Here is a 26481-nt window from a genome sequence, read left to right as displayed (position 1 = left end):
ATCTAATTTGTGTATAAAGGGCTGATTATTCAGCCCTTTATTATTTAAATGAAAAAATTTGATGTCGTATCTAAGTTTAGTTCTACTTTTCTCAGCAAAGGAAAAACTTTACTTACTATCCAAACTCAATCAAACGACGAAAACCAAGAAGAAGAAAAACAAAAAGAGCAAGAAGAACGTTTAAAGAAATTATATTACATAGCCGTCAAAACCCGTAACTTTGAGATTACCCAATTAGTTCAGAGAAATAACTTTTTTATGATTTTTCAGGGTGTTCTAATTGCTTGTATCATTTATTCAAATAATACAGTCCCCTTTATACATACAGCCGTTTGCTTTGTAGGTGTTTTTATCTCATTTTTTCAAATGCAGATTGCTGCTGGAGCTAAGTTTTGGCAAGATTATTGGGAATCAGAAGTAGACATATGTGAAAAAAATCTTAAAAATTTCTATGAAAACGTAAAAAAGACTTCTTTTCATCAATTATTTAATAAAGATACTGTAGATATTCAACATACTCTTTATTCCAAATATTTTAAGAGATTGAATACACGTCTTTTTATAAAAGAAAAATACGATACTGAGCATTTTCTATCTCGTAGTACCTTAACGACTTATAATCCTTTTTCAAATATAAATAATCGAATTCTTACCAAACCATCAGTCAGTAAAATTCCTATCAAAACAGCAAGATTACTTTTAATAACTTGGATTTTCCTATTCATATCATCAACATTTATAGGTGATTATATTTACAACAATACTCTATCGCATCGTATTTTTACGGGATTCCCTGGTAAGTCAGTAGCTAGCATAGATATTCGTAATCAAATTATTCCTAATCGAGATGATGGTTACGATGATAATAGATATAAAAAATAAGATTCAGCATATTGCATCTTTAAATGGTGCAAAGAAAACAAAGAGAAATGAATATGAGTGGTTATGATTTAGAACAAAAGCTTGTTATTGGTTTAGCTTCAAGTGCTTTATTCAATCTTGAAGAATCAGATGAAGTGTTTAGAACACAAGGAGAACTAGCTTATCGTGAATACCAGCGTGAACACGAAAATACCCTTTTAGATCAAGGAGTCGCTTTTCCATTCATACAACGTCTACTTAGTTTGAATAGTATTTTTCCTAAAGATAAGCCATTCGTTGAAGTGATACTCCTTTCTCGTAATGATCCTAACACTGGCTTACGTGTAATGAACTCAATAGAACATTATGGTTTAGGTATTAAAAGAGCTATTTTTTTACAAGGTCGTACACCGCATAAATATATTAATGCTCTAAATATCAGTCTATTTCTTTCGGCAAATGAAACTGATGTAAATCAAGCAATTAATGCTGGATATCCAGCAGGACTAATATTAAAAGGTCAAATATTTGATGTAGAACACGATAAAGAACTACGTATTGCTTTTGACTTTGACGGTGTTATAGCCGACGATTCCTCTGAACAAGTCTATAAAGAAAGTGGTTTGGGTGCATTTATTGAAAATGAGAAAAATCTTGCAGATAAACCTGCTAATGAGGGCCCACTCCACAAACTTTTGAAAGAATTATCTACTTTGCAAAAAGAAGAACTTAAATATCAAGCGCAACATTCTGATTATGAAAGTCGATTAAGGATCTCTATCGTTACTGCACGTAATGCACCTGCACATAAACGAGTAATTAACTCTTTACGTTCATGGGGAATTGAAACCGTAAACGAAGCTTTTTTCTTAGGTGGAATTGAAAAGCTTAAAGTTTTAGAAATTCTACAACCTCATATTTTCTTTGATGATCAAGTAACTCATCTTGAAAGAACTGCTGAAAGTATTGCTTCTGTTCACATTCCTTTTGGGATTGCTAATAAAAAACTAGAAACTAAGGAACTGCTCTCAAGCTCCCAACTTGAAGATTGTTCAACTTTAGATCTAGCGTAAGCATCCGGCTAACACAGCCTTACCAAGCGATCCTATAAGCCTTAATTTAGTTCCCACCTAAAAACAAGTGGGGACTTAATCCATGAACATGGATATATATTCAGCAACACCTCCTGTTGCTAAAAAACGCAGAACATACAGCAAAGAATTCAAACTCAGTATTGTCAATGCCTGTAAAAATCCTAATACCTCGATCGCTTCGGTCGCACTGCAACATAGTATTAATGCCAACCTTGTCAGTCGTTGGATCAGGATCTTCAGCCATCATGAGGGTGCCGTGCAGGATCCTACTCATGTGAATCCAGCATTTATTGCTTTGCCTTACACTGCTGCAATCAGCCAACCTATGGATGAGAGGATCACGTTGTGTATCACCGTGCCTCATACGAATAATGATATTCAGCTAAAATGGCAGACATCAGAAATACCTGCCTTGGCAGAATTACTCAAGGCACTTGCAACATGATCCGCATTGATGAAATCTGGTTGTCTACTCAGCCCATGGACATGCGTGCAGGTATGGATACGACCATGGCTCAGGTGGTGAGAGCCTTTGGCTACATCAAACCGCATTGTGCTTACCTGTTCTGTAATAAACGTGGCCATCGCATGAAAGTACTGGTACATGATGGACTGGGCATCTGGCTGTGTGCCCGGCGGCTGGAACAGGGCAAATTTCACTGGGCTCAAGTTCACCAAGGTGAAACCGTGGCCCTCAGCCCGGAACAGTTACAGGCACTGATCCAAGGTTTGCCCTGGCAGCGCATTGGACGACAGCAGGTGGTGACGATGCTTTAAACCAGGCTGTTCCATTCTGCTATTCTCCAAACGTTCTATTTCATTCTTCTCATGACCTCAGGCATACTGCGGTCATGAATACGCTGCCTGACTTAAGCCAACTGACCCATGAACAACTGCTGGAATTTATCCGGCAGTTGGCGATGCAGCATCAGTCTCTAGCACAATCAAATCAAGAATTAGAAAAATCAAACCAGCAATTGGATGCCAAAGTTCAACATCTTGAAGTCACCAATCAGCAATTAGATTCTAAAGTTCAACATCTTTCTATTCTCAATCAAAAATACGAGCATGAACTCGCACTATTTAAACAGCACAAATTCGGCAGTAAAAACGAACATCTCACTGCAAAACAAATCCACCTGTGGGATGAAGCGGTTGAAGAAGATATTGCTGCGGTTGATCTAGAACTGGAACGGCTAAATGCAGATAAAACCAATGCAGCGACACAGAAAGCCAAAACCAATAAACCTAAACGTCGACCACTGCCAGATCATCTACACACCATCCGTATTGAGCATGAACCTGCATCAACCCAATGTGCTTGTGGCTGCCAACTCCGTCGTATCGGCGAAGATGTCAGTGAAAAACTGCATTTCAGACCGGCACAGTTCTATAAGGAACAGCATGTGCGTGGTAAATGGGTCTGTGATCAGTGTGACACTCTGACTCAGCAAGCGATGCCCGCCTATGTGATTGATAAAGGTATTGCTTCACCTGAACTGCTCAGCCATGTTTTGGTATCGAAATATGCCGATCATTTGCCGCTGTACCGTCAACGTCTGATCTATCAGCGGGCGGGAATCGAACTTTCTAGATCAACTTTATCTGACTGGATAGGTCGCTGCGGTGTAGAACTGGAACCTCTGGCCAATGCCTTAAAAGAGGTGGTGCTGCAACAGCGGGTGCTGCATGCAGATGAAACACCGGTCACCATCATGCGGATGGGTGAGAATAATAAAAAACCGAAGAAAGGTTATGTCTGGGCCTATGCCACCACACAGTACAATCCAGTTCAGGCGGTGATCTATGACTTTCAGGATAGTCGTTCAGGCCAGCATGCTGAAGAGTTCTTGAAAGGCTGGCAGGGCTATCTAGTCTGTGATGATTACAGTGGTTATAAAGCACGTTTTAAATCAGGCCAGGTGATTGAGGTGGGGTGCATGGCCCATGCACGTCGTAAATTCCATGAACTGCATGTAACTGGGAAAAGTCAGGTTGCTGAACAGGCCTTAGTGCTGATTCAGAAACTGTATGCGATAGAAGCAGAACTCAGGAAAAAGACCGATGGTACAGCGGAAGACCGCCGCGAATACCGACAACAGCATAGTCAACCAGTGATGCAACAACTATATGAATGGCTCAACCAACATCATCTGACAGTGCCATCGAGTTCTCCTACCGCCAAGGCTATCAATTACACTCTGAAGCGTTGGCCAGCCTTAAGCCGCTATCTGGATGATGGCAATCTACCGATATGCAACAATTGGGTAGAGAATCAGATGCGCCCCTGGGCGTTGGGACGTAAGAACTGGCTGTTTGCTGGCTCGCTGCGCAGCGGCCAACGAGCTGCCAATATCATGACTTTAATCCAGTCAGCAAAGCTGAATGGCTTGGATCCGTATGCCTATTTAAGTGATGTGCTGAAAAGGTTACCGACACATAAAGTGACCCAGATTGAAGAGTTACTGCCACACTGCTGGAAACCTAAATCGAATTAAAATTGGTATGGGATTCAGCGGACGCTTACGATCTAGCTAAAATATAAAATTAATCATAAATATTCCCTAATCATCTCTCTTCTATAGAGAGATGATTAGGTAAAGAGTATTTCATCGATACTATATAAATATCAAACTATAAAAGGTTATTTAATCGCTGTTTTATTCAATGGCCATTTATCTTGATATTTTTTTACGTCTGTTACAGATATTTGGCATCCTTCCCAACGAAGATAACCTTCTTTATCATCCCAATAGACAGTATTAGTTTCTGGATCTATAAAACATCCCTTCCTCTTGCTACCTATCTCCTCTATAATTTCCTTCCAATCGTTAGTATTTAAAACATAAAAATCAGGAATATCATTAATTGACTTATCTTTAAAATCAACAAATACAATGAAGTCACATTCTTTCCAAATACCCTTCACTTTAGGCCAAGTAGTACCTCTTTTAGTCTTAACAGAAACACATCCAGCTCCATCATCTGTTTCAATTAATAAATCAGTTTTCTTATGATTCCCTAATGTCAGTTGTGCATAAATACCACGCTTGCATAGTTCTGCTGCAACTAGGTATTCCCCCACTAATCCTATATTCTCTTTCGATATATGCTGCATTTTTATCCTCACTTGTTAAACAAAAAATTATAATGAACTTAATTCTTTAAAAACTAATTTATTAATAATAAGGAAAATTTATTAAATTACAGTGCTCCATTCTCCATCAACATCTCCAATCCTTTCAACTTCTTCATATACTTCAATCGTTCTTTCTCCCCTTTTAGCTGCTGTTTCAACGCTGAAGTATCCGCATCCACCTGCTTATATAAATTGGTAATTTTCACCTTGCTTGTATGCGCTTTTTTATTCCAGCTCAGCAATTGAATAATTTCCTCAATTTGGTCATCCAATTTCTGACTTTGCACATCCAAAGCCAGTTGATAAAACTTCATCTGCTCGGCACTTAAACTTTTTGATGAGCCGCCCCGATTCTGCTCAATCTGGATTTGCAGTTTCAGCAAATAAAACAAATCCTGCGCTGCATAGGCCTCATTCGCGCGTTGCAATAACTCAGTCTTTTCAACTTTCTTGGCTTCATCCTGTTCACGATCCGGATGAATCGTCGCAGCAATTTTTAAATACACTGTTTTTAAGGACTGCTCTGCTAGCTTGGCAGCTTGCTCCAGTTTTGCCTGCTGGCGTTTAAGCTTGGCTTGCTCACGGGCCTGACTGTACTGCTCGGTGTCCCATTCTTCAAAATCTTCAGATGCTATCTGTTCCGAATCACTTTCTTCATCAAAAAATAGCTCTATATCCTCTGCGCTTTGCTTTTTATTTTTTCTGTTTTGAGTATGTTCAATATGCTGTTGATAATAATTATAAATATCATCGACCGTATGAACTTGTTGCCCTGATAAAGATGCTGAATCTTTTAAGTAAGCTGCAAGATTCTGGATTTTGACATCCAGCTGCGTCAGCTCTGCCTTGGAAAATTCTGCTACCTGCAAATGCTTCCACAGCTGTTCCAGTTGCTCAAACAGCACTGCATGTAGCTCATGATAGACCGGCATCAAAGTCTGACGGGTATATTGCTGAATCTGTTCCTGAGCCTGCTGCCACTGCTTCAGTTCCAGCTGCTGCTGTTCAATTTTTTCAATCAGACGGTTCAGCTTTTTCTGCTGTGGCGGAAGCTCGGCATCGGGTTGAACCGTGGTTTTTAAATCGAAAGACATAAGGCAGAAAAATGCAAAAGAAAAATTATACCTGATTTATGCGAAAGTATTTTTTGGCTCATTTCGGTAAAATCGAAGCTCTGCAAAATACTGAGCAGGTACGCCTTAGCATTACACGCTTTCAGATCAGGTAATTTTTGAATTAACTAAGTGACTCAAATAATTGCAGTTCTTTACCGAACTATAAAGATACCTACTGCTCTACTCGTGCATAGTATAAAAAGAATGATGAATAAAGCATAAAAAGGAACTGCACACATGGATTGGGCCAGTATTTTCATCCACGACACCAACTGGGAATTTGCCGCTGAAATTGTGGTGCGCTGTGTGTGTATGTTTATCATGATTATTCTATTTTTACGCCTCACCGGGAAACGCGGAGTCCGCCAGCTTTCGGTGTTTGAACTGGCCATTATCTTGTCCCTCGGCTCGATTGCCGGCGACCCAATGTTTACCGAAGACCTGCCCTTAATTCAGGCACTGCTGATCATGAGCGTAATCATCATGATGTACCGCCTGACCACCTGGCTGATGATGAAATACCAACCCTTTGAAGATTTACTGGAAGGCAAGTCGCTGTACATTGTAGAAGATGGTGTATTGGTGCTGGAGAAAATCAAGCGCGGAAAAATGTCACACGATGAATTCTTTGCAGAAATGCGCCAGCAAGGCATTGAACATCTGGGTCAGGTGCGTGCCGGGCTGCTCGAAAGCGATGGTAAATTTAGTATCCTGCTTTTTCACCCTGAAGATATCCGTTATGGATTACCACTGTTTCCCAAGCAATATCAGCAAGTTACCCAGATAGAACCCAACACGTATTATGCTTGCATGTACTGTGGCCATGTCGATCATCCTGACCAGCCCGAGCAGTCCTGCCCACGCTGTGGCTGTTGCCGCTGGGCCAAGGCCATAAAGGAACAGATGCTCAGATAAGCTGGCAGTAGCTCAACTGGTTTTTGGCTTTAATTCAAGTTTATCGGCTAAAAGCTGAGTCGACGCAGTAATAATCATATTTTAAATGGCATAGTTCCTGCAGCAGTTAGCATTGCATCTGATGCAGTCTTGTTTCAAAAACTGATTGTTTGATAATCATTTATCGGTAACAAAATGGTAAAAAAACTTGCTTGAGCAAGCATTGAAAACTCGCTTAAGATGAAATCTGATCTATTTATGTACATAACAGAAAATACCTTTTACATAACAAAACTGATGGCCTTGGCTGATGATAATGAAATAAAAATGGAGTTTTATACATGACACATAAACGCAGTATCACCTCCCTACTTTGTGCAAGTGCTCTTATGCTTGGGCTAAGTGCTTGTAGTGACAATAAGGCTCCCGCATCGGGTGAAAAAACCGCTGGAACTGGGGATGCCAGCGCATCCGGTACGCTGGATAAGATTAAAAAATCTGGTACCATTGTTCTGGGCTATCGTGACTCCTCTATTCCCTTTTCTTATATTGCCGACAATCCCAATCAACCGGTCGGTTATGCCCATGATTTACAGCTAAAAGTTGTAGAGGCTGTGAAGAAAAAGCTGAATATGCCGGATTTAAAAATTCGTTATAACCTGGTGACCAGCCAAAACCGGATTCCACTGGTCTCAAACGGTACAGTCGATCTGGAATGTGGCTCGACCACCAACAACAAGGAACGTCAGCAACAGGTTGATTTCTCGGTCGGTTTCTTTGAAGTCGGCTCTCGTCTGCTCACAGCCAAAGATTCTGGAGTGAAAGATTTTGCCGACCTGAAAGGTAAAAAACTGGTCACTACGGCGGGGACGACATCGGAACGTTATATCCGTCAACATCAGCAAGAATTAGGAATTGGAGAAATCATTTCGGCCAAAGACCATGCCGAATCTTTCCTCATGCTGCAAAACGGTCGTGCTGCGGCCTTTATGATGGATGACATCCTGCTTGCTGGTGAAAAATCTAAAGCAGCCGATCCAAATAAATGGGAAATTGTCGGAACTGCGCCAATTCATGAAATTTATGGCTGCATGCTGCGTAAAGGTGATACTGGCTTTAAACAGGTGGTTGATGATGCCATTAAAGCCACCTATAGCTCCGGTGAAATCAACAAGATGTATCAGAAATGGTTCCAGCAACCGATTCCACCGAAAAATATCAACCTGAACTTCCAGATGTCTGATCAGTTAAAAGCGTTAATCAGTAACCCGCATGATCGTGACCAATAAACATTAGAACAACAACTTAATATATCAGGCAGAAAAAGGACTTTTTTGCCTGACCCTACTCAGGAGTTACTATGAATTATAGTTGGAACTGGGGAGTTTTATTTCAGCCCACTGGAGTGGGCGACACCACCTATCTGAACTGGATTGTGACCGGTCTAGGCTGGCTGCTGGTGATTGCCGTAGTGGCCTGGAGCATTGCAATGGTGTTGGGTAGCATACTGGGCATCATGCGCACCTTACCTAGCAAAAACGCACGGGGCATTGGCACGGCATATGTGACCATCTTTCGTAATGTCCCCTTATTAATTCAATTGTTTATCTGGTTTTATGTGGTTCCCAATTTTTTACCCACGCCCATCAAATTATGGTGGATGAATGATCTGGGCGCCAATACTACAGCACTCATTTCCGCCAGTGTCGGTTTGGGGCTATTTACCGCAGCGCGGGTTTGCGAACAGGTGCGTACCGGAATTGAAGCCTTGCCGGTCGGTCAGGTCAATGCCGGTTATGCCATGGGCTTTACTACTGCTCAGCTTTACCGTTATGTGATTTTGCCGCAATCGTTCCGCACCATTTTACCGCCACTGAGTTCTGAGCTGACCAACTGTGTCAAAAATACCTCGGTTGCATCACTGGTCGGTGTAGCAGAAATTATTTCACAGATGAAAACCATCAGTGAATATACCCAGAACACCATCGAAATTTACACCTATGTGACCATCATCTTTATTGTGATTAACTTCTGTTTAATTCAGGCAATGAATATGCTGGAAAAACGCTTACGTGTTCCCGGTCTTATTGCAGGAGATAAATAATGGAATGGCTCACTGCATTTTTAAATGACTTACAACTCTCTGCTCCAGCCTTGTGGCATGGCATGAGCATTACCTTAAAAGTGGTCATCAGTGCGACCATCGGTGGTATTTTAATTGGTACCCTGCTGGCCTTAATGCGCTTATCGTCATTTAAAGTCCTGAATTTATTTGCGCAAGGCTATGTCAATCTGTTCCGTTCTATCCCCTTACTACTGGTACTGATGTGGTTCTATTTTGCCGTACCATTTATTTACACGGCTGTGACGGGCAATTACCTGACCATTGATACCGCCTTGGTGTCAAGTATCGTGGCCTTTATGCTGTTTGAAGCGGCTTACTTTTCGGAAATTGTCCGAGCCGGCATCCAGTCCATTCCCAAGGGCCAAACTGCGGCCGCCTATGCACTCGGCATGAGTTACAGCCAGTCGATGCGACTGATTATTCTGCCGCAGGCGTTCCGTAAAATGACCCCGCTGCTGTTACAACAGACCATTATCCTGTTTCAGGATTCCACCATGGTTTATGCCATTGGTTTGCTGGACTTTTTCCGGACCAACTATGTCCGTGGCGACCTGATGTCGCTATTGACCCAATATATTTTATTTGCAGGTTTGGTGTACTTCACTGTGAGTATGATCGCGACCTATGCCGTTAAAAAATTACAAAGGAAGTTAACTGTATGACTGATGGTAAAGTGATGATTGATCTGCAAAATGTCAGTAAATGGTATAAAGACTTTCAGGTACTGACCGACTGCACCACCCAGATTCACCAAGGAGAAGTGGTGGTGGTATGTGGACCTTCAGGTTCAGGTAAATCGACCCTGATTAAAACTGTGAATGGTCTGGAACCCTTTCAGCAAGGCAATATTATGGTGGATGGTATTTCCATCAAGGACCCCAAAACCGACCTGACCAAACTGCGTAGCCGTGTAGGCATGGTGTTCCAGCATTTTGAACTGTTCCCGCATTTAAGCATTACCGAAAATCTGACCATTGCCCAAATTAAAGTACTGGGCCGTTCTGAAGCTGAAGCCAAGAAAAAAGGTCTGGCCTATCTGGAGCGGGTCGGACTCAGCGCTCACGCCAACAAGTTCCCGGCACAACTGTCCGGTGGCCAGCAACAACGTGTGGCCATTGCCCGTGCCTTAAGCATGGACCCGATTGCGATGCTGTTTGATGAACCCACTTCGGCACTCGATCCGGAAATGATCAATGAAGTGCTGGACGTGATGGTCGAACTGGCCAAAGAAGGCATGACCATGATGTGTGTGACCCATGAAATGGGCTTCGCCCGCCAGGTGGCCAACCGGGTGATTTTTATGGATCAGGGAAAAATTGTGGAAGACTGCAGCAAAGATGAGTTCTTTAATACCCAACGTGGTGAACGTGCTCAGCAGTTCTTAAATAAAATTTTGCACTAAAAGAGTGAGTACTTTAACCAAGTCCAGAGTTTGTGGCTTGGTTTTTTATGCTCAATTTCTAAAACTGAACCAAATTAGAATCTCTTTAAATATATTTTTCATTTTTTCTTTATGCTGAGCAAGAAACCCATTGAAGTTTTTATCGGGCTAAACTTGCTACTATTCAGTGCTATAAAAAGCATATAAAATCCACTTCTTTAAAAAAGTTAAATTTCATTCAATTTTCATATATTTATTTATAATTTAAATTAAACAATATTGCACCATAATAACGCAAATCATTCATACTTCAGCAAGTGATTGCTTTATATCGAGTCTTGTAGTCTTTTTCTCAGCCTTAATCAAAATTTCCCCATTTCGACCATCTTCACGAAAATAATCTCATGGTTATACTGATCTTCTTTTTGTGATTTTAAGCACTAAAATGGAGCCATAAAATGCAAAATACAGATTTACTCTTTCTCCTTCTTGGTGCAGTTTTAGTTTTAGCCATGCATGCAGGTTTTGCATTCCTGGAACTGGGCACAGTACGACATAAAAATCAGGTCAATGCCCTAAGTAAAATTTTGACAGATTTCTCCATTTCTGCCATCGCCTACTTTTTTGTCGGCTACTATATTGCTTATGGACAACACTTTTTTCATATCGGTACAACCTTAGCCGCAGATCATGGCTACAACCTGATGCGCTGCTTCTTTCTGCTGACCTTTGCTGCCGCCATTCCTGCCATTATTTCTGGAGGTATTGCAGAACGGGCCAAAATGCGTTCTCAAGCAATTGCTACATTATTATTGGTGGCACTGGTTTACCCGTTCTTTGAAGGCATTGCCTGGAACGGCAATTTAGGATTACAAGGCTGGTTAGCAAAAACTTTTGGTGCAGCTTTCCACGATTTTGCCGGTTCAGTCGTGGTGCATGCTATGGGTGGCTGGATTGCACTCGCAGCGGTCATTTTACTGGGCGCACGTCATGGCCGTTATAAAAAAGATGGTCGTGTCAGTGCACATCCCCCTTCTTCCATTCCATTTCTGGCACTTGGTTCATGGATTCTAATTGTCGGATGGTTTGGTTTTAACGTGATGAGTGCACAACGTCTGGATGCCATTTCTGGACTGGTTGCCATTAACTCACTGATGGCGATGGTTGGTGGTACTATTGCGGCCAACTTCATCGGCAAAAATGACCCGGGCTTCCTGCACAACGGTCCTTTGGCTGGTCTGGTTGCTATCTGTGCAGGTTCCGATGTCGTTCACCCCGTAGGTGCATTAATCATTGGCATGGTGGCTGGGGTCATTTTTGTCAAACTGTTCACTTACACCCAAAACAAACTGAAAGTGGATGATGTACTCGGTGTTTGGCCATTACACGGCGTATGCGGAACCTTTGGCGGTTTAGCCGTAGGGATTTTCGGACAGCAATGGCTCGGCGGTTTGGGCGGTGTTTCAATCCTCTCTCAACTGATTGGTACTTTACTGGCCATCTCGATTGCACTGGCTGGTGGCTTTTTCGTTTACGGCATACTTAAACTGATTATGGGCATTCGTTTATCACAAGAAGATGAATTCCGTGGTGCCGATTTGTCTATTCATAAAATTTCAGCCAATTCGGAAGAAACCATTTTTTAAAGCTGATGCTTTAAACTGACTATCTAAACGCCATTTCAATTTTCAGAGCGACTCAAAAGAGTCGCTTTTTAGTTCTTAGATTTAACTATCTTAAACAGTTTTTCCTTATTGAATAGACTTCTTTCATAAATCATTTTCAATGACTACAAATTGTTCGTAATGCAAAGTTAAAATAGATTTGAGTAGGTATTTGATTCATGAATGTGGCATGGATGCCACAACATTTCTCATCACGACAAGGATGTCGTGTATGGGAAACAAAAGGTTTTTGGCTACTTTTGACCTTTCAAAAGTAGAGACATTGCCTACGCAGAGGTATCAAAATGAAATCACTTAAATATGAGGCCATGGTAATTTAGAAAATCTAATTTTAAATATCATCAACATCATAAAAACTGCTTAATTTCAGCCAGAGATTGAATGCGATTTATGGGCTGATCTTGAACTTCATGAAAACCCTGTAACCAGACAGCCTGCATACCGGCATCGATTGCCCCTTGTACATCATTGACGGGATGATCACCGACAAAAAGGCAATGTTCTGGTGCAACGCCCAGCCTCTGGCTGGTATAGAGAAAAATTTCCGGATTCGGTTTACTGATGCCGACCAGTTCAGAACTGACAATTTCATCAAAATAATGACTAAAACCCAAACCCTGTAAAATGGTGAGTCGGGTCGCATGTCCACCATTTGAAATGACCGCCAGCTGATAACCGTCCTGTTTTAATTCGGTTAAGAGCTGACTGGCACCCTGCATAGCCACTGCGAATAAGCCAAATTGCTGAAACCAGAATTGGGTAAGTTCATCCAAATGCGGCATGCTTTTCCAGGTTAATTCCTGCTGCAAGGCATAAGCCACAGATGCAGCAATGCTGGGATGGGTAAGCAATTCTTTTTTCGGGTAGCCACCATTATCAATGCGGCGGATAATCGCCTGAATTTTCCCAATTGCATCATGCGGTAACTGATGCTGATAGACCTGTAGCAGATATTGACTATACGCCAGAATACTTCGATCACGATGGGTTAAGGTATTATCCAGGTCGAATAGAACAGCACGAATCGTCATTTGAATACCTATAGCAATCTTGCCGTTAATGTAGCATTAAAGCTTGATCCGGTTATGCTCTTTCCTGGATATGCTTATCAGCATTTAACCCAACATCATACTTAACACGATACTTTTACGGCGATTTTCCCCACCGATTCAAGCTCGCTTAAGTCTGGATTAAGTTTTTATTGCTGTAATCGCAGCACTAAAATCAATTGATCTTTACTATGCACGATAAGCAACGTTTTATGCTCTATCAGGGCTGTTTTCTCATTATCAGTTTTTGCCTGCTTTTAGTTTGTTTCCCGATTGGGGGGGCACTGGATCTGACGCTAATTCATCCCTGGGTCAGTGAATCCGGGAAATTCCTGTTACGTGACAATTGGTATTTAGCTGAACTGAACCATCGTTATGTCAAAAATCTGATTATTGCGGTATATACCGGCTTTTTTTTGATCTGGCTGGCATCGTTCAAGTTTGAGAAAGTTAAAGCTTTACGCTGGACCTATGGTTATTTCTTTGGGCTGATCCTCCTTTCCACCTCGATTATTGGCTTGTTGAAATCACAGTCTGCCCATGCCTGCCCTTGGAATATCACCATTCCGACCCATCAAGGTTTTTTCTGGGATTTTTCTGCCACCAAAGGACACTGTTTCCCGGGGGGACATGCATCTACCGGCTTTGCACTGATGGCTGGTTTTTTTGTATTCAGACTTTCCGATAAAAAGCGTGCCTATTTTTTTCTGGTCTCGGGGCTTATTTTAGGTTTCGCCATGGGCTGGGCGCAAATGATGCGTGGAGCACATTTTCTCAGTCATAACTTATGGACCGCCTGGATTATCTGGCTCGTCAACGTGAGCTTTTATCTACTCAATTATAAAAGATTTGCACCAAGCCAAAGCATGGATAAAACAGCCGAGATAGTTTAACTGCTCATACCTATCTGCTAGAACCCATCATCTAAGAGAAGAGATCTGCTAGAGTGGCAATTGCACATTGACCTGCAAGCCACCTAAGCTGGTACTCTTGGAAAAAGAAATCTTGCCGCCAAGCCTTTCTGTGGCTTTATCTACAATAGATAGTCCCAAACCACTGCCTATTTCCAGATGATGATGGATACGATAAAAGCGCTTAAGAATTTTTTCATACAGTTCGGGGGAAATTCCGGGTCCACTATCTTCGACCTGAATCATGGCAAAACCTGCCTGTTCAAATACAGACACATTAATCACTCCCTGATTGGGCGTGTATTTAATCGCGTTATCAATCAGGTTATAAATAATGGAATGTACTGCTGATTCCTGACAATACAGCAGCACATCTTCCTGACGTTCCATACCCAAGTCAATTTCTTTCTGCATGGCCAGATGAACGAGCTGTTCTACACAATTCACCGCGACCTGATTCAGTAAAAACTGCTGTTTGGTCTCAACTTCTAGAATTGACGCATCCTGTTTAGCCAGGCTGAGTAATTGGCTGACCAAATGCTGAATCCGGATTAATCCTTTACTTAAATTCTGTAGCTCCTGAGCATCAGGAAACTGTTTTAACAGAATCTGCATCTGTAAATTCAATGCAGTGATAGGCGTGCGAAGCTCATGTGCTGCATCGGCAATAAACTGCCGCTGCTCCTGCTGTGCAGAGGAAATCCGCTCAAACAAATGATTCATTTCGGTAATGGTCGGCACAATTTCAAGCGGATAATTATTTGATTGAATGGCACTTAATTCCTCCGAATCACGTTGTGCCAATTCCGCTTTAAAATCATCCAAAGGCTGCAGGCTGCGGCTAATAATCCAGCTCAGTCCCCAAATCACAAAAGGCATAAACAGTAAATAAGGAATAAACATACTGCCGGCAAGTTCCAAGGCTAGATGCTGCCGTGTCGATTGTTGCTGGCTTACCTGAATCTGATAATGTTCTAAAGGCAGGATGTAAGTATGCCAAACCTCTTGTGCGGTTTTATGGGTATAAAATCCTGCTTTTTTCACAGGATGAACCAATAAATTCATGGCATAGCTTTTATGTTCTTCATTTGCATAAGACCAGACATCGACAAACAGGTCTTCTTCGTGATAATGCCTGGCTTGATCAAACTTGCTTTGCACCGGTTCAGGATCATGCTGCGCGACGCGTTCTGCCAGATTCTGCATCTGGGCATCTAACACTTCATTAATTTCTTGCAGGGCAATGCGGTAAGCAGAAAAAATCAGCAAGCAGCCCAAGGCAATACTAAAAACAGAAACATAAATAATCAGACGTTTTTTTAATGAATACTGTGACTGCACCAGTGGCTGACCTTCTAGCTGATTTTATCGTTGTCTGATTTATAATTGTCCCAGTCGATAACCTAAACCACGAATGGTGCAAATAAAATCTTTGCCGAGTTTGGCGCGTAAGTGATGCACATACACTTCAATGGTATTGCTGCTTACTTCGCTATCCAGATCATACAATTTATCTTCTAAATTGGCTTTAGAAAATATCTTGTTTGGATGACTCACCAAGGGAATCAAAATCGCCCATTCACGATTGGACAGGTCAATATATTGCCCTTTAAACTTGGCAATATGCTGTTCAACATCCAGCGTGAGTTCGCCATAACTTAAAATTTGCGGGCTGTCCTGAAGCGCAGATTCTACCCCGCTACGACGTAATAGAGCATGGATGCGGGCCAACAGTTCATCAAATTCATAGGGTTTGACCAGATAGTCATCTGCCCCACTGTTCAATCCATCCACCCGGTTTTGCAGTTGATCCCGTGCTGAAATAATCAGCACAGGTAAAGCAGGCCACTGCTGGCGAATCTGTTTCAATACCTGCATCCCGTCCATCATCGGCAAGCCTAGATCGAGTAGGACGATATCAAACTTTTCCTGTATGAGTTTCTTTAAACCGTCAATGCCATTATTGACCCATTCCACATCAAATTGCTGATATTTCAGCAAAGTGATGCTGGATTCAGCAATCATGAAATCATCTTCAATGATCAATATTTTAGCCATATTTTAAACTCATACTTTCTGTTTTGACTGACAGTTTTGCAACATATTATTTTGTTCATCAATGGTTTGGGTTTTGACATCCAGCAAACTTAACAGACTTGGGAACAGATTATCCTGACTTAATTGTTTGCTTTTTTGCTGGGCTAAGCAAGTGATTTGCGCAGAATTTTGTGCAGTCCATTCAGGAGAAAACCACATCAACATTGGAACATGAGTTTGTTGGCTAGGCGCAATCGCATAAGGTGAGCCATGTAAATATAAACCATGTTCTCCTGTCGATTCACCATGATCAGACAGATACCAGAATCCGCTTTGATAAGCGCTGTTGCCTTTTAACACCTGAACGAGTGAACTTAAAACATGGTCAGTATATACAATTGAATTATCATAACTATTCAACAATTCTGTACGGCTGCAACCTTGAATTGCATTGCTATCGCAACTTGGTTTAAAAGGCTGGAAGGGTGCTTTGGAACGCTGATAATAAGCAGGTCCGTGACTACCCATCTGATGTAATACAATTAAACGTGGAGTCTTGTCGGTTTCAGGAATCGCAGCCAGATAAGTTTTTAGACTATCGACCAGAATTTCATCATAGCAGTCGCCATTTTTGGCACACCATTTATCTTTGAGCTGTTGCGGAATTTGATACTGTTCAACACGGTCACAAGCACCTTTACAACCCGAGTTATTATCCATCCAGGTCACTTTATAGCCGGCACGTTGTGCAATATCGAGTAGTCCTTCACGGTGACTGGCCAGCTGTTCGTCATAATCTTTTCGAGGCATCCCGGAGAACATGCAGGGTACGGATACAGCGGTTGCAGTACCACATGAACTCACCTGACTAAAATTGATAATGTCCAGTTTAGACAGTTCAGGATTGGTATTTTTGGCATAGCCATTCAATGAAAAACTTTCTGCACGGGCTGTTTCACCCACGACCAACACCATAAGCTTAGGTTTAGCCTGCTTATTGACTGGCTGAAGCAAATGAGCATCTTCACCATAACGAACTAAAGGTAAATTCTTTTTAGGTGCAGATTTACGGTAATACGATAAGGTCGATGCGATGGCATTTTGTGGAGAAATCATGCCTTTCAAATCACGATGTTCCCGGAAAATCGCAGCATAATCTACATAAAAGGTAAACAGCAAGGCGCCAACCAATAACAATGAAGCGATACTGCTTAACATTTTTTTGCCAAATTTAGGTAAAAAAGCTTCAGGCTTGATCCGAACGAGCGCCACAAGAATGAGTGGGAAAATGACAAATACCAGCGTCCAAAGCCCAAAGCGTAAGGACATCAATCCGCGGACTTCACGGGCATCGGTTTGCATCATATTCTGAACTTGTTCAGGTGAAATCACCACGCCCAAACTATTGACAAAATAGGCCGTAAAGCCCCCAATTACTAAAAAAATTGAAGCCAGTATTTTTGCATTCCAGCGCCATTGCAGCAGCTGAAAAATCAGGTTATAGGCCGCCACGATCACCAATACGGTCGCGATTAAAAATAAATAGGCTTTGCTGCCCTGATAAGGGGTCAAACTTTGTATTTTTTGAAAAAAGGCAAAATTCAGCACCAAGCCCAACCATATTGCCAGCAATAAATTAAACAGGCTTAACGAAATGGGCTTTATTTTATCACGTATAGGACTGATGATATTTGACATGACTGTTGGTTAATCTTTCTACTGTTGTCTTAATGTAGAATACCAAACTTAAAATTCACTTAATATAAAAACCAGTAATAAAAAAGGCGATGTAAAACATCGCCTTTTAGAAAAAACAATGGACAGATTAGAACTTATATTCTAATCCTGTACCGACTACAGGTTGTTTAGTTTCATTCGAACCTTGTTCAAGAGTCAGATAACCGGCATAACCATAAGCTTTTACCTGTTTATTAAATGCATAATCTGCACCGACAAAAATTTGTTGCGCATCAAAGTCTGATTTTGCTGACTTAAAGCTGGTTGTATTTTGGCTATATTGTGCTTTTACCGTCCAGGCCTTGGCAGTTGGCAAATTATATTCTGCGCCCAACAACCAGCCTTGTGAATCGTCGATATCTGCTGCTGGTAGTTCATTGCCGGCTGCATCTTCTACTTCAGAAGTCTGATAAAGTGCTTTTAATGCCAAACCACCATCAATGTTTACACGACCAATGGCACGTAGTGTATTTGCTGCGGCAAACGCACTGCCTGCAGCACCAGCAGTTACTTCTGGAGCAGATGCATTGACAAAACCACGTCCTGCAAAATTACTTGGAATCGCTTTATCATAAGCAATACCCGCCACAACGACTGGGCTGTCATAGACTACAGATGCAGACCATGCATCGCCTAAACCACGACCAGCAGTTTTAGATGAGCCATTACCTTTTGCAATGCCTGAATCTTCACCAGAGGCCAACAACGCATTCACTTTAATGGTACCTGTAGGCAATTTAATTGCCGGAGATTCATAAATGACTGCATTCGATATACGGGCTTCACCAGTGAAAATACCGTTTACATCTGCTTTATTAGCAACGTAGTTGTTAAAACTATCAACTGGACTTGAGAGTTGCTTCAATGGCGTGTCATGTGCACCCACTTTTAAAGTACCGAGCTGAGCATCTTTTAAACCGACAAAACGGTTACGCGTAGTCCAGTCTGTACTATCACCATCTGCGCTGAGACCCCATTCAATCGCATAAACTGCGTTTAGACGATCGTTCAGTTTTTCTTCACCCTTTAAACCAATGAAAGAGCTATTAGAACTGACTTCTACTACATCTTTATCCGAAGTATTGGCATTATCTTCTGGCAAGTAATCGATACTTGCATCAATTTCCCCATAAAGAGTTGGTGCTGCAAAAGTTGGTGCTGCTAGTAGGCTTAATGCAATCGCTGCTGCTAATTTGGTTTTCATCTATAAATACCCCTAAGTTATTCTGTAACAGATGTTACAATTCAGAAATATTTAAAAAAATGATTTAATTTTTATTTAGTTATCTTATTTAATCCTTAGATTTTAAATGTATATTGAATTGAATTAAAAAGCTTTTAGGGTTTAGAGCAAACTGTTTTTCCATCTCAGAATCGGGACAATACAGAGCAATGCCAACACGGTGATCAAGCTTAAATAACTCGCATAACCCAAGAGATCGCCTAAAATCCCGCTTAGGCTATACAGTCCTCCGCTCACGGTTGCCATCAACGCCACCTGGAAAGTGAAATCTGTTCCTGCTAAATGTTTGCGGCTGTATTGCATGACCAGAGTCAGCATCACCACCAACAGCATGGCAGAAATCATGTCTTCAGCGGCATTGATCAGATAAATGATCCAGACATCAATAAAGCGTTGTGCCTCATATTGAACAGCTAGCCATGCGTAGGCAGCCAAAGTGAAAATTTTCAGAATAGAAAAACCGAGTAAAGCATGCTCACGGGACACATACTTCAGGCTGAACCCTGCAAGCCCTGCACCGATGAGTGCAGCCACAGCGCCAAACATGGTCACATAAATGCCAATTTGGGAAAATGTCAGTCCTAAATCCACCATTAAGGGTTTCAGCAAAGGTCCAGCTAAACCATCGGCAATTTTAAAGGTGATGAGCACCGCTAACCATGCAGCAACATTTTGCTCTCGATAAAAATAAGCAAGATAATCTTTTATTTTTTGCCAGCGAAATGTTCCTGCTTCGGTACTGGACAGCATATGCTTTAATCGTTGCGGTTCTTTCAGCCATAAAATCGGTAAAGTATTCAACAGCACCAGTCCCGCCAAGATTAAAAATGTGCTTTGCCAATCCAGCCAGTCCAGTGCCCATAAAATAGCTCCCCCACCGACAATAAAGCCCAATCGTGAGCCAATGACCTGAAAGGTGTTGCCCCAATGCTGCTGCTGATTGTTCAGCATATTGACCGCGAGACCATCGGTAGCAATATCTTGCGTTGCACCGACCAGATTCATACTCAGTAAAGCCACAAAAAAAGCCAGCAAGTATTCAGGCTGGTTTAAAGCCTGAATCGGCAGAAAAGATAAGCCAGTCAATACGACCACACTCAATAACTGGGTCGGAATAATCCAGCTACGGTAATGTCCAAATGCTGCATGGCCAAAACGGTCAACCCAGGGAGCCCAGAAAATTTTAATCGACCAAGGCAACATCAATAAGCCAAAACCGCCAATCTGTGCCAGTGACACCCCTTGAGTACGTAAAATCACGGGTAAAGCATGGGTCATAAAACCAACCGGTAAACCTTGGGCCCAATATAAAGAGAACAACAAGAGATAGATGTTACGTGTACTCGGCATAGTGGGCCCTTCGGGTCAAAACCGGATTGACTATTTTGATCAGGCAAGCTGAATGACAGTTGATATTTTGCCAATGAATCTTATTTTACAAAAGCTTAACATGTTTAAAAGCCGATAAATTTACGCGAGAGTGCAATCAAACACCATGACTCAACACTTTCCGACCTTGCCCGATCAAGTGCCTGCCCGTAGTGGTCACTTAAGCCGAAATATTTTCAAAAAATTATTTCTTGCCCAAGGCTGGAGTTTTGAGGGTGATTTTCCCAACCTGCCGAAAGCGGTCGCCATTATTTCTCCACACACCTCGAATATCGATGCCTGGCACGGTTTTGCAGCACTGCTTGGACTGGGCATCAAGATCACGGTTTTTGGCAAACACACCTTATTTAACACACCGCTGAAACCCATACTTGAATGGATTGGGGTGATTCCGGTCAATCGCAGTATCCAACAGGGCACCACTCAGCAAATTATCGACTTTATTAATACGCAACAGCAGATCTGGGTCGGTATGGCACCGGAAGGAACACGCAAACAGGCTGAATCGTTTAGAAGTGGTTTTTACCGCATTGCCGTGGGTGCCCATATCCCGATTGTGATGTTTTCACTGGATTATAAAAACAAGGCGATACACTGTCTGGGCGTGTTTCAGCCAACAGGAAATTACGCGCAGGATGTAGAACAGATTTTGGATCACTATACCGGCAAATTTTCAGCTAAAAATCCGGACTGGTTAGCCAAACCGTTACAAAATCGTATAAAAAACAGCTAGTCAAAATAGCAATTATCTGCTGTCATGTGCGCAAATTTTCATCTCATTGGTATACAAATTCAACCATGAAGCTTGTGCAATATTCTTTCATTGCTCTACTAGGGCTTGGACTGATTGGCTGTGACAAAACCACCAAAAAACCACCGCAAACCACAACCATCAAGGCCCGCGAACCTGTCATTGCCATTGCGCTTGGAGGTGGCGGGGCTAAAGGATTTGCCCATATTGGTGTGCTGAAAGTTTTAGAATCGCACGGCATTAAACCAAAAATTGTCACCGGGACCAGTGCCGGAAGTTTTGTCGGCAGTATTTATGCCAGTGGTAAAACGCCCTATCAACTACAGCAAATTGCACTGACTTTAAAAGAATCGGATATCCGTGATTTAACCCTGAACAGTCAAGGTGTTGTACAAGGTCAAAAATTGCAGAATTATGTCAACCAGCATATTGCCAACAAACCGATTGAGCAATTCCCGATTCGCTTTGCAGCGGTTGCAACCCGTCTGGACACCGGCACTAAAGCTGAATTTATTAAAGGCAATGCCGGTCAGGCGGTGCGTGCTTCCTGCAGTATCCCCAATGTCTTTGTTCCCGCTACCATCGGTGGGAAACAGTATGTCGATGGGGGGCTGGTCAGCCCGATTCCGGTGAAAACCGCGAAAGCGATGGGTGCAGATATTGTTATTGCCGTCGACATTTCTGCACGACCGAGTGGCAATCAACCGATGAATATGTGGGGCCTACTGGACCAGACCATCAATATTATGGGTCAACAAAGCATTCATGAAGAACTGAATCAGGCCAATGTGATCATTCAGCCTAAAGTGGGACATTTAGGCACGCTGGATTTAAAAGCCAGCAATGCATCCATTCTAGAAGGCGAAAAAGCGACCCAGCTGAAAATCATCGCCATTAAAAAGGCGATCAGCGACTTTAAAAAATCACCCGCAGCCTTTAAATCCGCGCCAAAATCCAGAATCTAAAAAATATGCTTTTTTAATATTCAAAGACTTATTCATCTGCTAAATTGATATGGAGGCCTTATAGTCTCTCTTTATTTTGACAATACACGAGTAGATGTATGGAATTTGCATTCGAACCTTGGCATTGGTTTGTACTCGGGGTATTACTGATGCTTTCTGAATTGGTAATCCCCGCTTTTGCTGCACTATGGTTTGGCATCGCAGCCATCATGGTCGGTGTTTTATTCTGGATGTTTCCGATGATGGGCTTAACCACCCAGATTGTCACCTGGATTATCCTGTCTGTGCTATGCACCTTGTTGTGGTTCAAATTTATCAAACCGCTTTCTATTGATAAAACCAAAGCCGGATTATCTCGTGAAGCGACTATTGGTCAGGTGGGCATGGTCATTCAGACTCATATGCAGCATGACCTGATTACGGTGCGTTTTCCCATGCCGGTTTTGGGGTCAGATGAGTGGAACTGTCGGACGCTGTCTCCGGTAGAAGTGGGTGATCGGGTTCGCGTGGTCGATATTCTCGGCAATGATCTGGTGGTTAAACCACACCATCCCAATAACGAAAATATATAAGTGAGGAAATAACATGTCTGGTGGAACAATTATTGTTTTAGCACTGCTGGTTTTTGCCGGCGTGACCATTTTTAAAGGGGTGCGCATTGTCCCGCAGGGTTATAAATGGATCGTGCAACGTCTGGGTAAATACCATACCACTTTGGGACCGGGACTCAGTTTTGTCATTCCGTATATTGATGAAGTAGCATATAAAGTGACCACCAAAGATATCGTGCTGGATATTCCTTCACAGGAAGTCATTACCCGTGACAATGCGGTGCTACTGATGAATGCAGTGGCGTACATTAATATCACTACCCCAGAAAAAGCGGTTTACGGCATTGAAAACTATACTTGGGCCATTCAGAACCTGGTGCAAACTTCACTGCGTTCAATTGTCGGTGAAATGGATCTGGATGATGCGCTATCCTCACGTGATCACATTAAAGCGAAACTGAAAGCCGCTATTTCCGATGATATTTCCGATTGGGGCATTACCCTGAAAACCGTGGAAATTCAGGATATCCAACCTTCAGCCACTATGCAGGCGGCCATGGAAGCTCAAGCGGCTGCCGAGCGTCAGCGTCGTGCTACCGTGACCAAGGCAGATGGTGAAAAACAGGCAGCAATTTTGGAAGCCGATGGTCGCCTAGAAGCTTCACGCCGTGATGCAGAAGCGCAAGTGGTGTTGGCTGAGTCTTCGCAACGTGCCATTGAAATGGTGACTTCAGCCGTAGGAGATAAGGAAATTCCGGTGGCTTATTTGCTTGGTGAACAGTATGTCAAAGCCATGCAGGACATGTCGAAATCCAATAATGCCAAAACTGTGGTGTTACCTGCAGACATCCTGAACACCATTCGTGGAGTAATGGGACGCAATCAGTAAGCTACTCTTTTATATTAAAAAATAGACAGCAAAAGCTGTCTATTTTTATTTCAGCCAAGAAAAACTCAGCATTTTTTTTTAATCTATGGTTAAATTTCGCGTTATTTTTTTGAAATGATTTGTGCTTGTTCTTTAAAAGCCTGTGTTTCGATCTACTGTCCACCGTGTAACGGGATACCGTATGAACTCCCTGAATCCGACCTTAATTACCTTTCTTTTTTATATTGTCGCCATGATCGCGATTGGCCTTCTAGCTTATCGCGCCACAGCCAATTTTTCTGATTACATTCTCGGAGGTCGTCGTTTAGGTAGTTTCGTGACGGCGCTTTCTGCTGGTGCTTCAGATATGAGTGGCTGGCTGCTGATGGGCCTTCCTGGCGCAATTTACCTTTCGGGTTTACCTGAAATGTGGATTGCAATTGGCCTGATTATTGGTGCCTGGCTCAACTGGCTGCTGGTTGCTGGACGTTTACGTGTACACACCGAAGTACAGCACAATGCCCTGACCCTGCCGGACTATTTCTCCAACCGCTTTAATGACCAGAAGAAAATTTTACGTGTGGCATCGGCTTTCATTATTCTGATTTTCTTTGCCATTTATTGTGCTTCCGGCATGGTGGCTGGTGCGCGCCTGTTTGAAAACATGTTTGACCTGTCCTATAGCACGGCACTGTGGATCAGTGCGATTGCCACCATCAGTTATGTATTTATCGGTGGCTTCCTCGCGGTCAGCTGGACCGACACCATTCAAGCGTCATTGATGATTTTTGCTCTGTTACTCACCCCTATTGTGACCATTCTGAGCTTCTCGGACCTGTCTCAAATGACCCTGGCACTTGAAGCTGCACGTCCGCAAGCGATGGATATCATGGGTGATCTAAGCTTTGTGGCGGTTATGTCCTTACTTGCCTGGGGCTTAGGCTACTTTGGTCAACCACATATTCTGGTGCGTTTTATGGCAGCAGATTCGGTGAAATCCATTCCCAATGCACGCCGTATCGGTATGACCTGGATGACGTTATGTCTAGGTGGTGCGGTGGCAGCAGGCTTCTTTGGGATTGCCTACTTCCAGCAGCATCCGGAACTGGCTGGTGCTGTGACGGCTAATCCTGAAACTGTATTTATGGAACTGACCAAAATTCTGTTTAATCCGTGGATTGCAGGTATTGTACTGGCTGCCATTTTAGCCGCGGTGATGAGTACTCTGAGTTGTCAGTTATTGGTCTGCTCAAGTACCTTGACCGAAGACTTTTACAAATCCTTCTTGCGTAAAAATGCCACACAAAAAGAACTGGTTTGGGTGGGACGTCTGATGGTGTTACTGATTGCCCTGCTTGCCATCTGGATGGCTGGAAACCCTGAATCCAAGGTTTTAGGTTTGGTGGCTTATGCTTGGGCAGGTTTTGGTGCAGCCTTTGGTCCACTGATTATTCTGTCTTTGTTTTGGCGTCGTATGACTTTAAATGGTGCTCTTGCAGGTATGCTGGTCGGAGCTGTGGTGGTGATTCTATGGAAAAACCTGTTGGGCAATACCGGTGTTTATGAAATTATTCCCGGCTTCATTGCTTCAATCATTGCCATTGTCGTGGTCAGCCTGCTGGGTAAAGCCCCTTCTGCTGAAGTCACCACCCGTTTCGATGAAGGTGACCGCCTGTATAAAGCATCTAAATAATTTTTACAGTCTAAGCCTATAAAAAAAGAGGATTTATGATCCTCTTTTTTTTAGTCTTGGCTGCTGTATTTGAATCAAATTAACTTTTACGCGCCAATAAAAATTCTGAAATCTGGTTCAATTCAACTGCATTTTCAGCAAACATCTCCAAAGCATTAAAGGCCTGATCATGCAGCTCTTTGGCATAGGCTTGAGCTTTTTCCAGCCCCATAAGTGCAGGATAAGTTGATTTATCCACTTGCTCATCCTTACCCGCAGTTTTTCCCAGTACTGCCGTATCGGAAATAATATCCAGAATATCATCCTGCACCTGAAAAGCCAGTCCAATCGCTTGCGCATATTCACGCAGTTTAGGAATGGCAGGATCTGTGCCTTCAAATATGGTCACGGCTGTCATCATCACGGCTGCAGAAATCAGGGCACCGGTTTTATTGCGGTGAATATTTTCCAGAGCATCCTGATTGACACGTTTGCCTTCAGCCTGCAAATCCAGCACCTGACCACAGACCATTTTCGAGCTGGCGGTTGCCAAAATTTGCATCTGTTTTAAAACAATGGTCGGAGCAACTGCCGGGCCCTGATCAAACAGGCGACTGCCCAAGATTTCAAAGGCCATCGACTGCAAAATATCACCCGCCAATAATGCCGTATCTTCCCCAAAAGCGACATGACAGGTCGGTTGACCACGACGCAAGGAATCATTATCCATACAGGGTAAATCATCATGGGCCAGTGAATAACAATGAATCATTTCAATGGCGACTGCAGCACGGCGTACGGCAGCAAAATTTGCATTCGGTTTTAAAGCAGCGGTGGCATAACAAAGTGCAGGACGTACCCGTTTTCCACCCAGCATGACCGCATGATACACAGCCCCTTTAAGCGGCTCCGGAATGGAAAATGCGTCTAATGCCGTTAATAAATCTTGTTGAATACGTTGCTGTGCTTGAGTTAATGCATTTGCTTGCACGTCAGTTAAAGATGACACATTCG

Annotated in this window: 26 protein-coding genes; 17 read left to right on the top strand and 9 right to left on the bottom strand. The window is 42.6% G+C overall.

What is annotated here, in order from left to right; translation table 11 throughout:
• The first annotated feature begins 48 nt into the window (after positions 1 to 48).
• The 5 genes from JFY49_RS04010 (at position 49) to JFY49_RS03990 (ending at position 4453) form a co-directional block, all read left to right on the top strand.
• Positions 49 to 882 (top strand): hypothetical protein, encoded by an 834-nt coding sequence (locus tag JFY49_RS04010; protein ID WP_200223917.1) that lies wholly within the window; start codon positions 49 to 51, stop codon positions 880 to 882.
• 53 nt (positions 883 to 935) lie between these two features.
• A complete protein-coding gene (locus tag JFY49_RS04005; RefSeq protein WP_200223915.1) occupies positions 936 to 1934 on the top strand; it encodes a 5'-nucleotidase in 999 nt (332 codons plus the stop codon).
• Between the two features lie 82 nt (positions 1935 to 2016).
• Positions 2017 to 2400, top strand: coding sequence for a transposase (locus JFY49_RS04000; RefSeq protein WP_032022232.1), 384 nt, complete (start codon positions 2017 to 2019; stop codon positions 2398 to 2400).
• Positions 2397 to 2732, top strand: coding sequence for an IS66 family insertion sequence element accessory protein TnpB (gene tnpB, locus JFY49_RS03995; protein WP_000618091.1), 336 nt, complete (start codon positions 2397 to 2399; stop codon positions 2730 to 2732). The genes JFY49_RS04000 and tnpB overlap by 4 nt, the downstream gene beginning before the upstream one ends.
• A 74-nt stretch (positions 2733 to 2806) precedes the next feature.
• A complete protein-coding gene (locus JFY49_RS03990) occupies positions 2807 to 4453 on the top strand; it encodes an IS66-like element ISAba16 family transposase (protein WP_200223913.1) in 1647 nt (548 codons plus the stop codon).
• A 146-nt stretch (positions 4454 to 4599) separates the two neighbouring features.
• Here JFY49_RS03990 and JFY49_RS03985 read toward each other — a convergent pair whose 3' ends face one another.
• Positions 4600 to 5073 (bottom strand): hypothetical protein, encoded by a 474-nt coding sequence (locus JFY49_RS03985; protein WP_200223903.1) that lies wholly within the window; start codon positions 5071 to 5073, stop codon positions 4600 to 4602.
• 86 nt (positions 5074 to 5159) lie between these two features.
• Positions 5160 to 6188 (bottom strand): molecular chaperone DnaJ, encoded by a 1029-nt coding sequence (locus tag JFY49_RS03980; protein WP_200223901.1) that lies wholly within the window; start codon positions 6186 to 6188, stop codon positions 5160 to 5162.
• 258 nt (positions 6189 to 6446) lie between these two features.
• Between JFY49_RS03980 and JFY49_RS03975 the strand changes: the two genes are divergently transcribed.
• The 6 genes from JFY49_RS03975 to JFY49_RS03950 all read left to right on the top strand — a co-directional run bounded on the left by JFY49_RS03975 (position 6447) and on the right by JFY49_RS03950 (position 12255).
• Complete coding sequence (locus tag JFY49_RS03975; protein ID WP_200223899.1) at positions 6447 to 7124, top strand: YetF domain-containing protein; 678 nt, start codon at positions 6447 to 6449, stop codon at positions 7122 to 7124.
• Between the two features lie 320 nt (positions 7125 to 7444).
• Complete coding sequence (locus JFY49_RS03970) at positions 7445 to 8392, top strand: transporter substrate-binding domain-containing protein (protein ID WP_200223898.1); 948 nt, start codon at positions 7445 to 7447, stop codon at positions 8390 to 8392.
• Between the two features lie 71 nt (positions 8393 to 8463).
• Entirely contained in the window at positions 8464 to 9207 is a 744-nt protein-coding gene (locus tag JFY49_RS03965) for an amino acid ABC transporter permease (protein ID WP_200223896.1), read from the top strand.
• Positions 9207 to 9890, top strand: a complete 684-nt coding sequence (locus JFY49_RS03960; RefSeq protein WP_086196882.1) for an ABC transporter permease subunit — start codon at positions 9207 to 9209, stop codon at positions 9888 to 9890. The genes JFY49_RS03965 and JFY49_RS03960 overlap by 1 nt, the downstream gene beginning before the upstream one ends.
• Before the next feature lie 14 nt (positions 9891 to 9904).
• Positions 9905 to 10630: an amino acid ABC transporter ATP-binding protein gene (locus JFY49_RS03955; RefSeq protein WP_200224789.1), complete on the top strand. Its 726-nt coding sequence runs from the start codon at positions 9905 to 9907 to the stop codon at positions 10628 to 10630.
• 437 nt (positions 10631 to 11067) lie between these two features.
• Positions 11068 to 12255 carry an ammonium transporter gene (locus tag JFY49_RS03950; protein ID WP_200223895.1) on the top strand — a complete coding sequence of 396 codons (1188 nt, stop codon included), beginning with the start codon at positions 11068 to 11070 and terminating at the stop codon, positions 12253 to 12255.
• 386 nt (positions 12256 to 12641) lie between these two features.
• Here the strand turns inward: JFY49_RS03950 and JFY49_RS03945 are convergent, their stop codons facing one another.
• The gene (locus JFY49_RS03945; RefSeq protein ID WP_200223894.1) at positions 12642 to 13325 is read right to left on the bottom strand and encodes an HAD family hydrolase; all 684 of its coding nucleotides are present in this window, start codon (positions 13323 to 13325) and stop codon (positions 12642 to 12644) included.
• A gap of 209 nt (positions 13326 to 13534) precedes the next feature.
• Here JFY49_RS03945 and JFY49_RS03940 point away from each other — a divergent pair, with 209 nt between their 5' ends.
• The gene (locus JFY49_RS03940) at positions 13535 to 14236 is read left to right on the top strand and encodes a phosphatase PAP2 family protein (protein ID WP_086196886.1); all 702 of its coding nucleotides are present in this window, start codon (positions 13535 to 13537) and stop codon (positions 14234 to 14236) included.
• Positions 14237 to 14284: 48 nt separating this feature from the next.
• Here the strand turns inward: JFY49_RS03940 and JFY49_RS03935 are convergent, their stop codons facing one another.
• From JFY49_RS03935 to JFY49_RS03915, 5 genes are all read right to left on the bottom strand, one after another.
• The gene (locus JFY49_RS03935) at positions 14285 to 15595 is read right to left on the bottom strand and encodes an ATP-binding protein (RefSeq protein ID WP_200223893.1); all 1311 of its coding nucleotides are present in this window, start codon (positions 15593 to 15595) and stop codon (positions 14285 to 14287) included.
• A gap of 39 nt (positions 15596 to 15634) precedes the next feature.
• Positions 15635 to 16312, bottom strand: coding sequence for a response regulator transcription factor (locus JFY49_RS03930; RefSeq protein WP_166170465.1), 678 nt, complete (start codon positions 16310 to 16312; stop codon positions 15635 to 15637).
• A 9-nt stretch (positions 16313 to 16321) separates the two neighbouring features.
• Positions 16322 to 17989, bottom strand: coding sequence for a phosphoethanolamine transferase (locus JFY49_RS03925; protein WP_200223891.1), 1668 nt, complete (start codon positions 17987 to 17989; stop codon positions 16322 to 16324).
• A 127-nt stretch (positions 17990 to 18116) separates the two neighbouring features.
• The gene (locus JFY49_RS03920) at positions 18117 to 19232 is read right to left on the bottom strand and encodes a porin (RefSeq protein ID WP_200223889.1); all 1116 of its coding nucleotides are present in this window, start codon (positions 19230 to 19232) and stop codon (positions 18117 to 18119) included.
• A 141-nt stretch (positions 19233 to 19373) separates the two neighbouring features.
• Positions 19374 to 20621, bottom strand: a complete 1248-nt coding sequence (locus JFY49_RS03915; protein ID WP_200223888.1) for an MFS transporter — start codon at positions 20619 to 20621, stop codon at positions 19374 to 19376.
• 145 nt (positions 20622 to 20766) lie between these two features.
• Between JFY49_RS03915 and JFY49_RS03910 the strand changes: the two genes are divergently transcribed.
• The 5 genes from JFY49_RS03910 to putP all read left to right on the top strand — a co-directional run bounded on the left by JFY49_RS03910 (position 20767) and on the right by putP (position 25488).
• Positions 20767 to 21393 carry a 1-acyl-sn-glycerol-3-phosphate acyltransferase gene (locus tag JFY49_RS03910; RefSeq protein WP_166170473.1) on the top strand — a complete coding sequence of 209 codons (627 nt, stop codon included), beginning with the start codon at positions 20767 to 20769 and terminating at the stop codon, positions 21391 to 21393.
• Positions 21394 to 21458: 65 nt separating this feature from the next.
• Positions 21459 to 22376 (top strand): patatin-like phospholipase family protein, encoded by a 918-nt coding sequence (locus tag JFY49_RS03905; RefSeq protein WP_200223886.1) that lies wholly within the window; start codon positions 21459 to 21461, stop codon positions 22374 to 22376.
• 98 nt (positions 22377 to 22474) lie between these two features.
• The gene (locus JFY49_RS03900; protein WP_086196894.1) at positions 22475 to 22948 is read left to right on the top strand and encodes an NfeD family protein; all 474 of its coding nucleotides are present in this window, start codon (positions 22475 to 22477) and stop codon (positions 22946 to 22948) included.
• A gap of 13 nt (positions 22949 to 22961) precedes the next feature.
• Positions 22962 to 23816: an SPFH domain-containing protein gene (locus JFY49_RS03895; RefSeq protein WP_200223885.1), complete on the top strand. Its 855-nt coding sequence runs from the start codon at positions 22962 to 22964 to the stop codon at positions 23814 to 23816.
• A gap of 181 nt (positions 23817 to 23997) precedes the next feature.
• Positions 23998 to 25488, top strand: coding sequence for a sodium/proline symporter PutP (putP, locus tag JFY49_RS03890; RefSeq protein WP_200223884.1), 1491 nt, complete (start codon positions 23998 to 24000; stop codon positions 25486 to 25488).
• A gap of 79 nt (positions 25489 to 25567) precedes the next feature.
• Here the strand turns inward: putP and JFY49_RS03885 are convergent, their stop codons facing one another.
• The gene (locus JFY49_RS03885) at positions 25568 to 26476 is read right to left on the bottom strand and encodes a polyprenyl synthetase family protein (protein WP_200223883.1); all 909 of its coding nucleotides are present in this window, start codon (positions 26474 to 26476) and stop codon (positions 25568 to 25570) included.
• Positions 26477 to 26481: the final 5 nt, after the last annotated feature.

This window comes from Acinetobacter sp. CS-2 (assembly GCF_016599715.1).
Taxonomy (GTDB): domain Bacteria; phylum Pseudomonadota; class Gammaproteobacteria; order Pseudomonadales; family Moraxellaceae; genus Acinetobacter.
Note: the sequence above shows the minus strand (reverse complement) of the source record. Positions and strands in the feature narration are given on the sequence as shown.

Excerpts from the sequence above, each read along its gene's own strand:
- JFY49_RS04010 (WP_200223917.1), top strand. The coding sequence starts at position 49 with ATGAAAAAATTTGATGTCGTATCTAAGTTTAGTTCTACTTTTCTCAGC.
- JFY49_RS04005 (WP_200223915.1), top strand. The coding sequence starts at position 936 with ATGAGTGGTTATGATTTAGAACAAAAGCTTGTTATTGGTTTAGCTTCA.
- JFY49_RS04000 (WP_032022232.1), top strand. The coding sequence starts at position 2,017 with ATGAACATGGATATATATTCAGCAACACCTCCTGTTGCTAAAAAACGC.
- tnpB (WP_000618091.1), top strand. The coding sequence starts at position 2,397 with ATGATCCGCATTGATGAAATCTGGTTGTCTACTCAGCCCATGGACATG.
- JFY49_RS03990 (WP_200223913.1), top strand. The coding sequence starts at position 2,807 with ATGAATACGCTGCCTGACTTAAGCCAACTGACCCATGAACAACTGCTG.
- JFY49_RS03985 (WP_200223903.1), bottom strand. The coding sequence starts at position 5,073 with ATGCAGCATATATCGAAAGAGAATATAGGATTAGTGGGGGAATACCTA.
- JFY49_RS03980 (WP_200223901.1), bottom strand. The coding sequence starts at position 6,188 with ATGTCTTTCGATTTAAAAACCACGGTTCAACCCGATGCCGAGCTTCCG.
- JFY49_RS03975 (WP_200223899.1), top strand. The coding sequence starts at position 6,447 with ATGGATTGGGCCAGTATTTTCATCCACGACACCAACTGGGAATTTGCC.
- JFY49_RS03970 (WP_200223898.1), top strand. The coding sequence starts at position 7,445 with ATGACACATAAACGCAGTATCACCTCCCTACTTTGTGCAAGTGCTCTT.
- JFY49_RS03965 (WP_200223896.1), top strand. The coding sequence starts at position 8,464 with ATGAATTATAGTTGGAACTGGGGAGTTTTATTTCAGCCCACTGGAGTG.
- JFY49_RS03960 (WP_086196882.1), top strand. The coding sequence starts at position 9,207 with ATGGAATGGCTCACTGCATTTTTAAATGACTTACAACTCTCTGCTCCA.
- JFY49_RS03955 (WP_200224789.1), top strand. The coding sequence starts at position 9,905 with ATGATTGATCTGCAAAATGTCAGTAAATGGTATAAAGACTTTCAGGTA.
- JFY49_RS03950 (WP_200223895.1), top strand. The coding sequence starts at position 11,068 with ATGCAAAATACAGATTTACTCTTTCTCCTTCTTGGTGCAGTTTTAGTT.
- JFY49_RS03945 (WP_200223894.1), bottom strand. The coding sequence starts at position 13,325 with ATGACGATTCGTGCTGTTCTATTCGACCTGGATAATACCTTAACCCAT.
- JFY49_RS03940 (WP_086196886.1), top strand. The coding sequence starts at position 13,535 with ATGCACGATAAGCAACGTTTTATGCTCTATCAGGGCTGTTTTCTCATT.
- JFY49_RS03930 (WP_166170465.1), bottom strand. The coding sequence starts at position 16,312 with ATGGCTAAAATATTGATCATTGAAGATGATTTCATGATTGCTGAATCC.
- JFY49_RS03925 (WP_200223891.1), bottom strand. The coding sequence starts at position 17,989 with ATGTCAAATATCATCAGTCCTATACGTGATAAAATAAAGCCCATTTCG.
- JFY49_RS03920 (WP_200223889.1), bottom strand. The coding sequence starts at position 19,232 with ATGAAAACCAAATTAGCAGCAGCGATTGCATTAAGCCTACTAGCAGCA.
- JFY49_RS03915 (WP_200223888.1), bottom strand. The coding sequence starts at position 20,621 with ATGCCGAGTACACGTAACATCTATCTCTTGTTGTTCTCTTTATATTGG.
- JFY49_RS03910 (WP_166170473.1), top strand. The coding sequence starts at position 20,767 with ATGACTCAACACTTTCCGACCTTGCCCGATCAAGTGCCTGCCCGTAGT.
- JFY49_RS03905 (WP_200223886.1), top strand. The coding sequence starts at position 21,459 with ATGAAGCTTGTGCAATATTCTTTCATTGCTCTACTAGGGCTTGGACTG.
- JFY49_RS03900 (WP_086196894.1), top strand. The coding sequence starts at position 22,475 with ATGGAATTTGCATTCGAACCTTGGCATTGGTTTGTACTCGGGGTATTA.
- JFY49_RS03895 (WP_200223885.1), top strand. The coding sequence starts at position 22,962 with ATGTCTGGTGGAACAATTATTGTTTTAGCACTGCTGGTTTTTGCCGGC.
- putP (WP_200223884.1), top strand. The coding sequence starts at position 23,998 with ATGAACTCCCTGAATCCGACCTTAATTACCTTTCTTTTTTATATTGTC.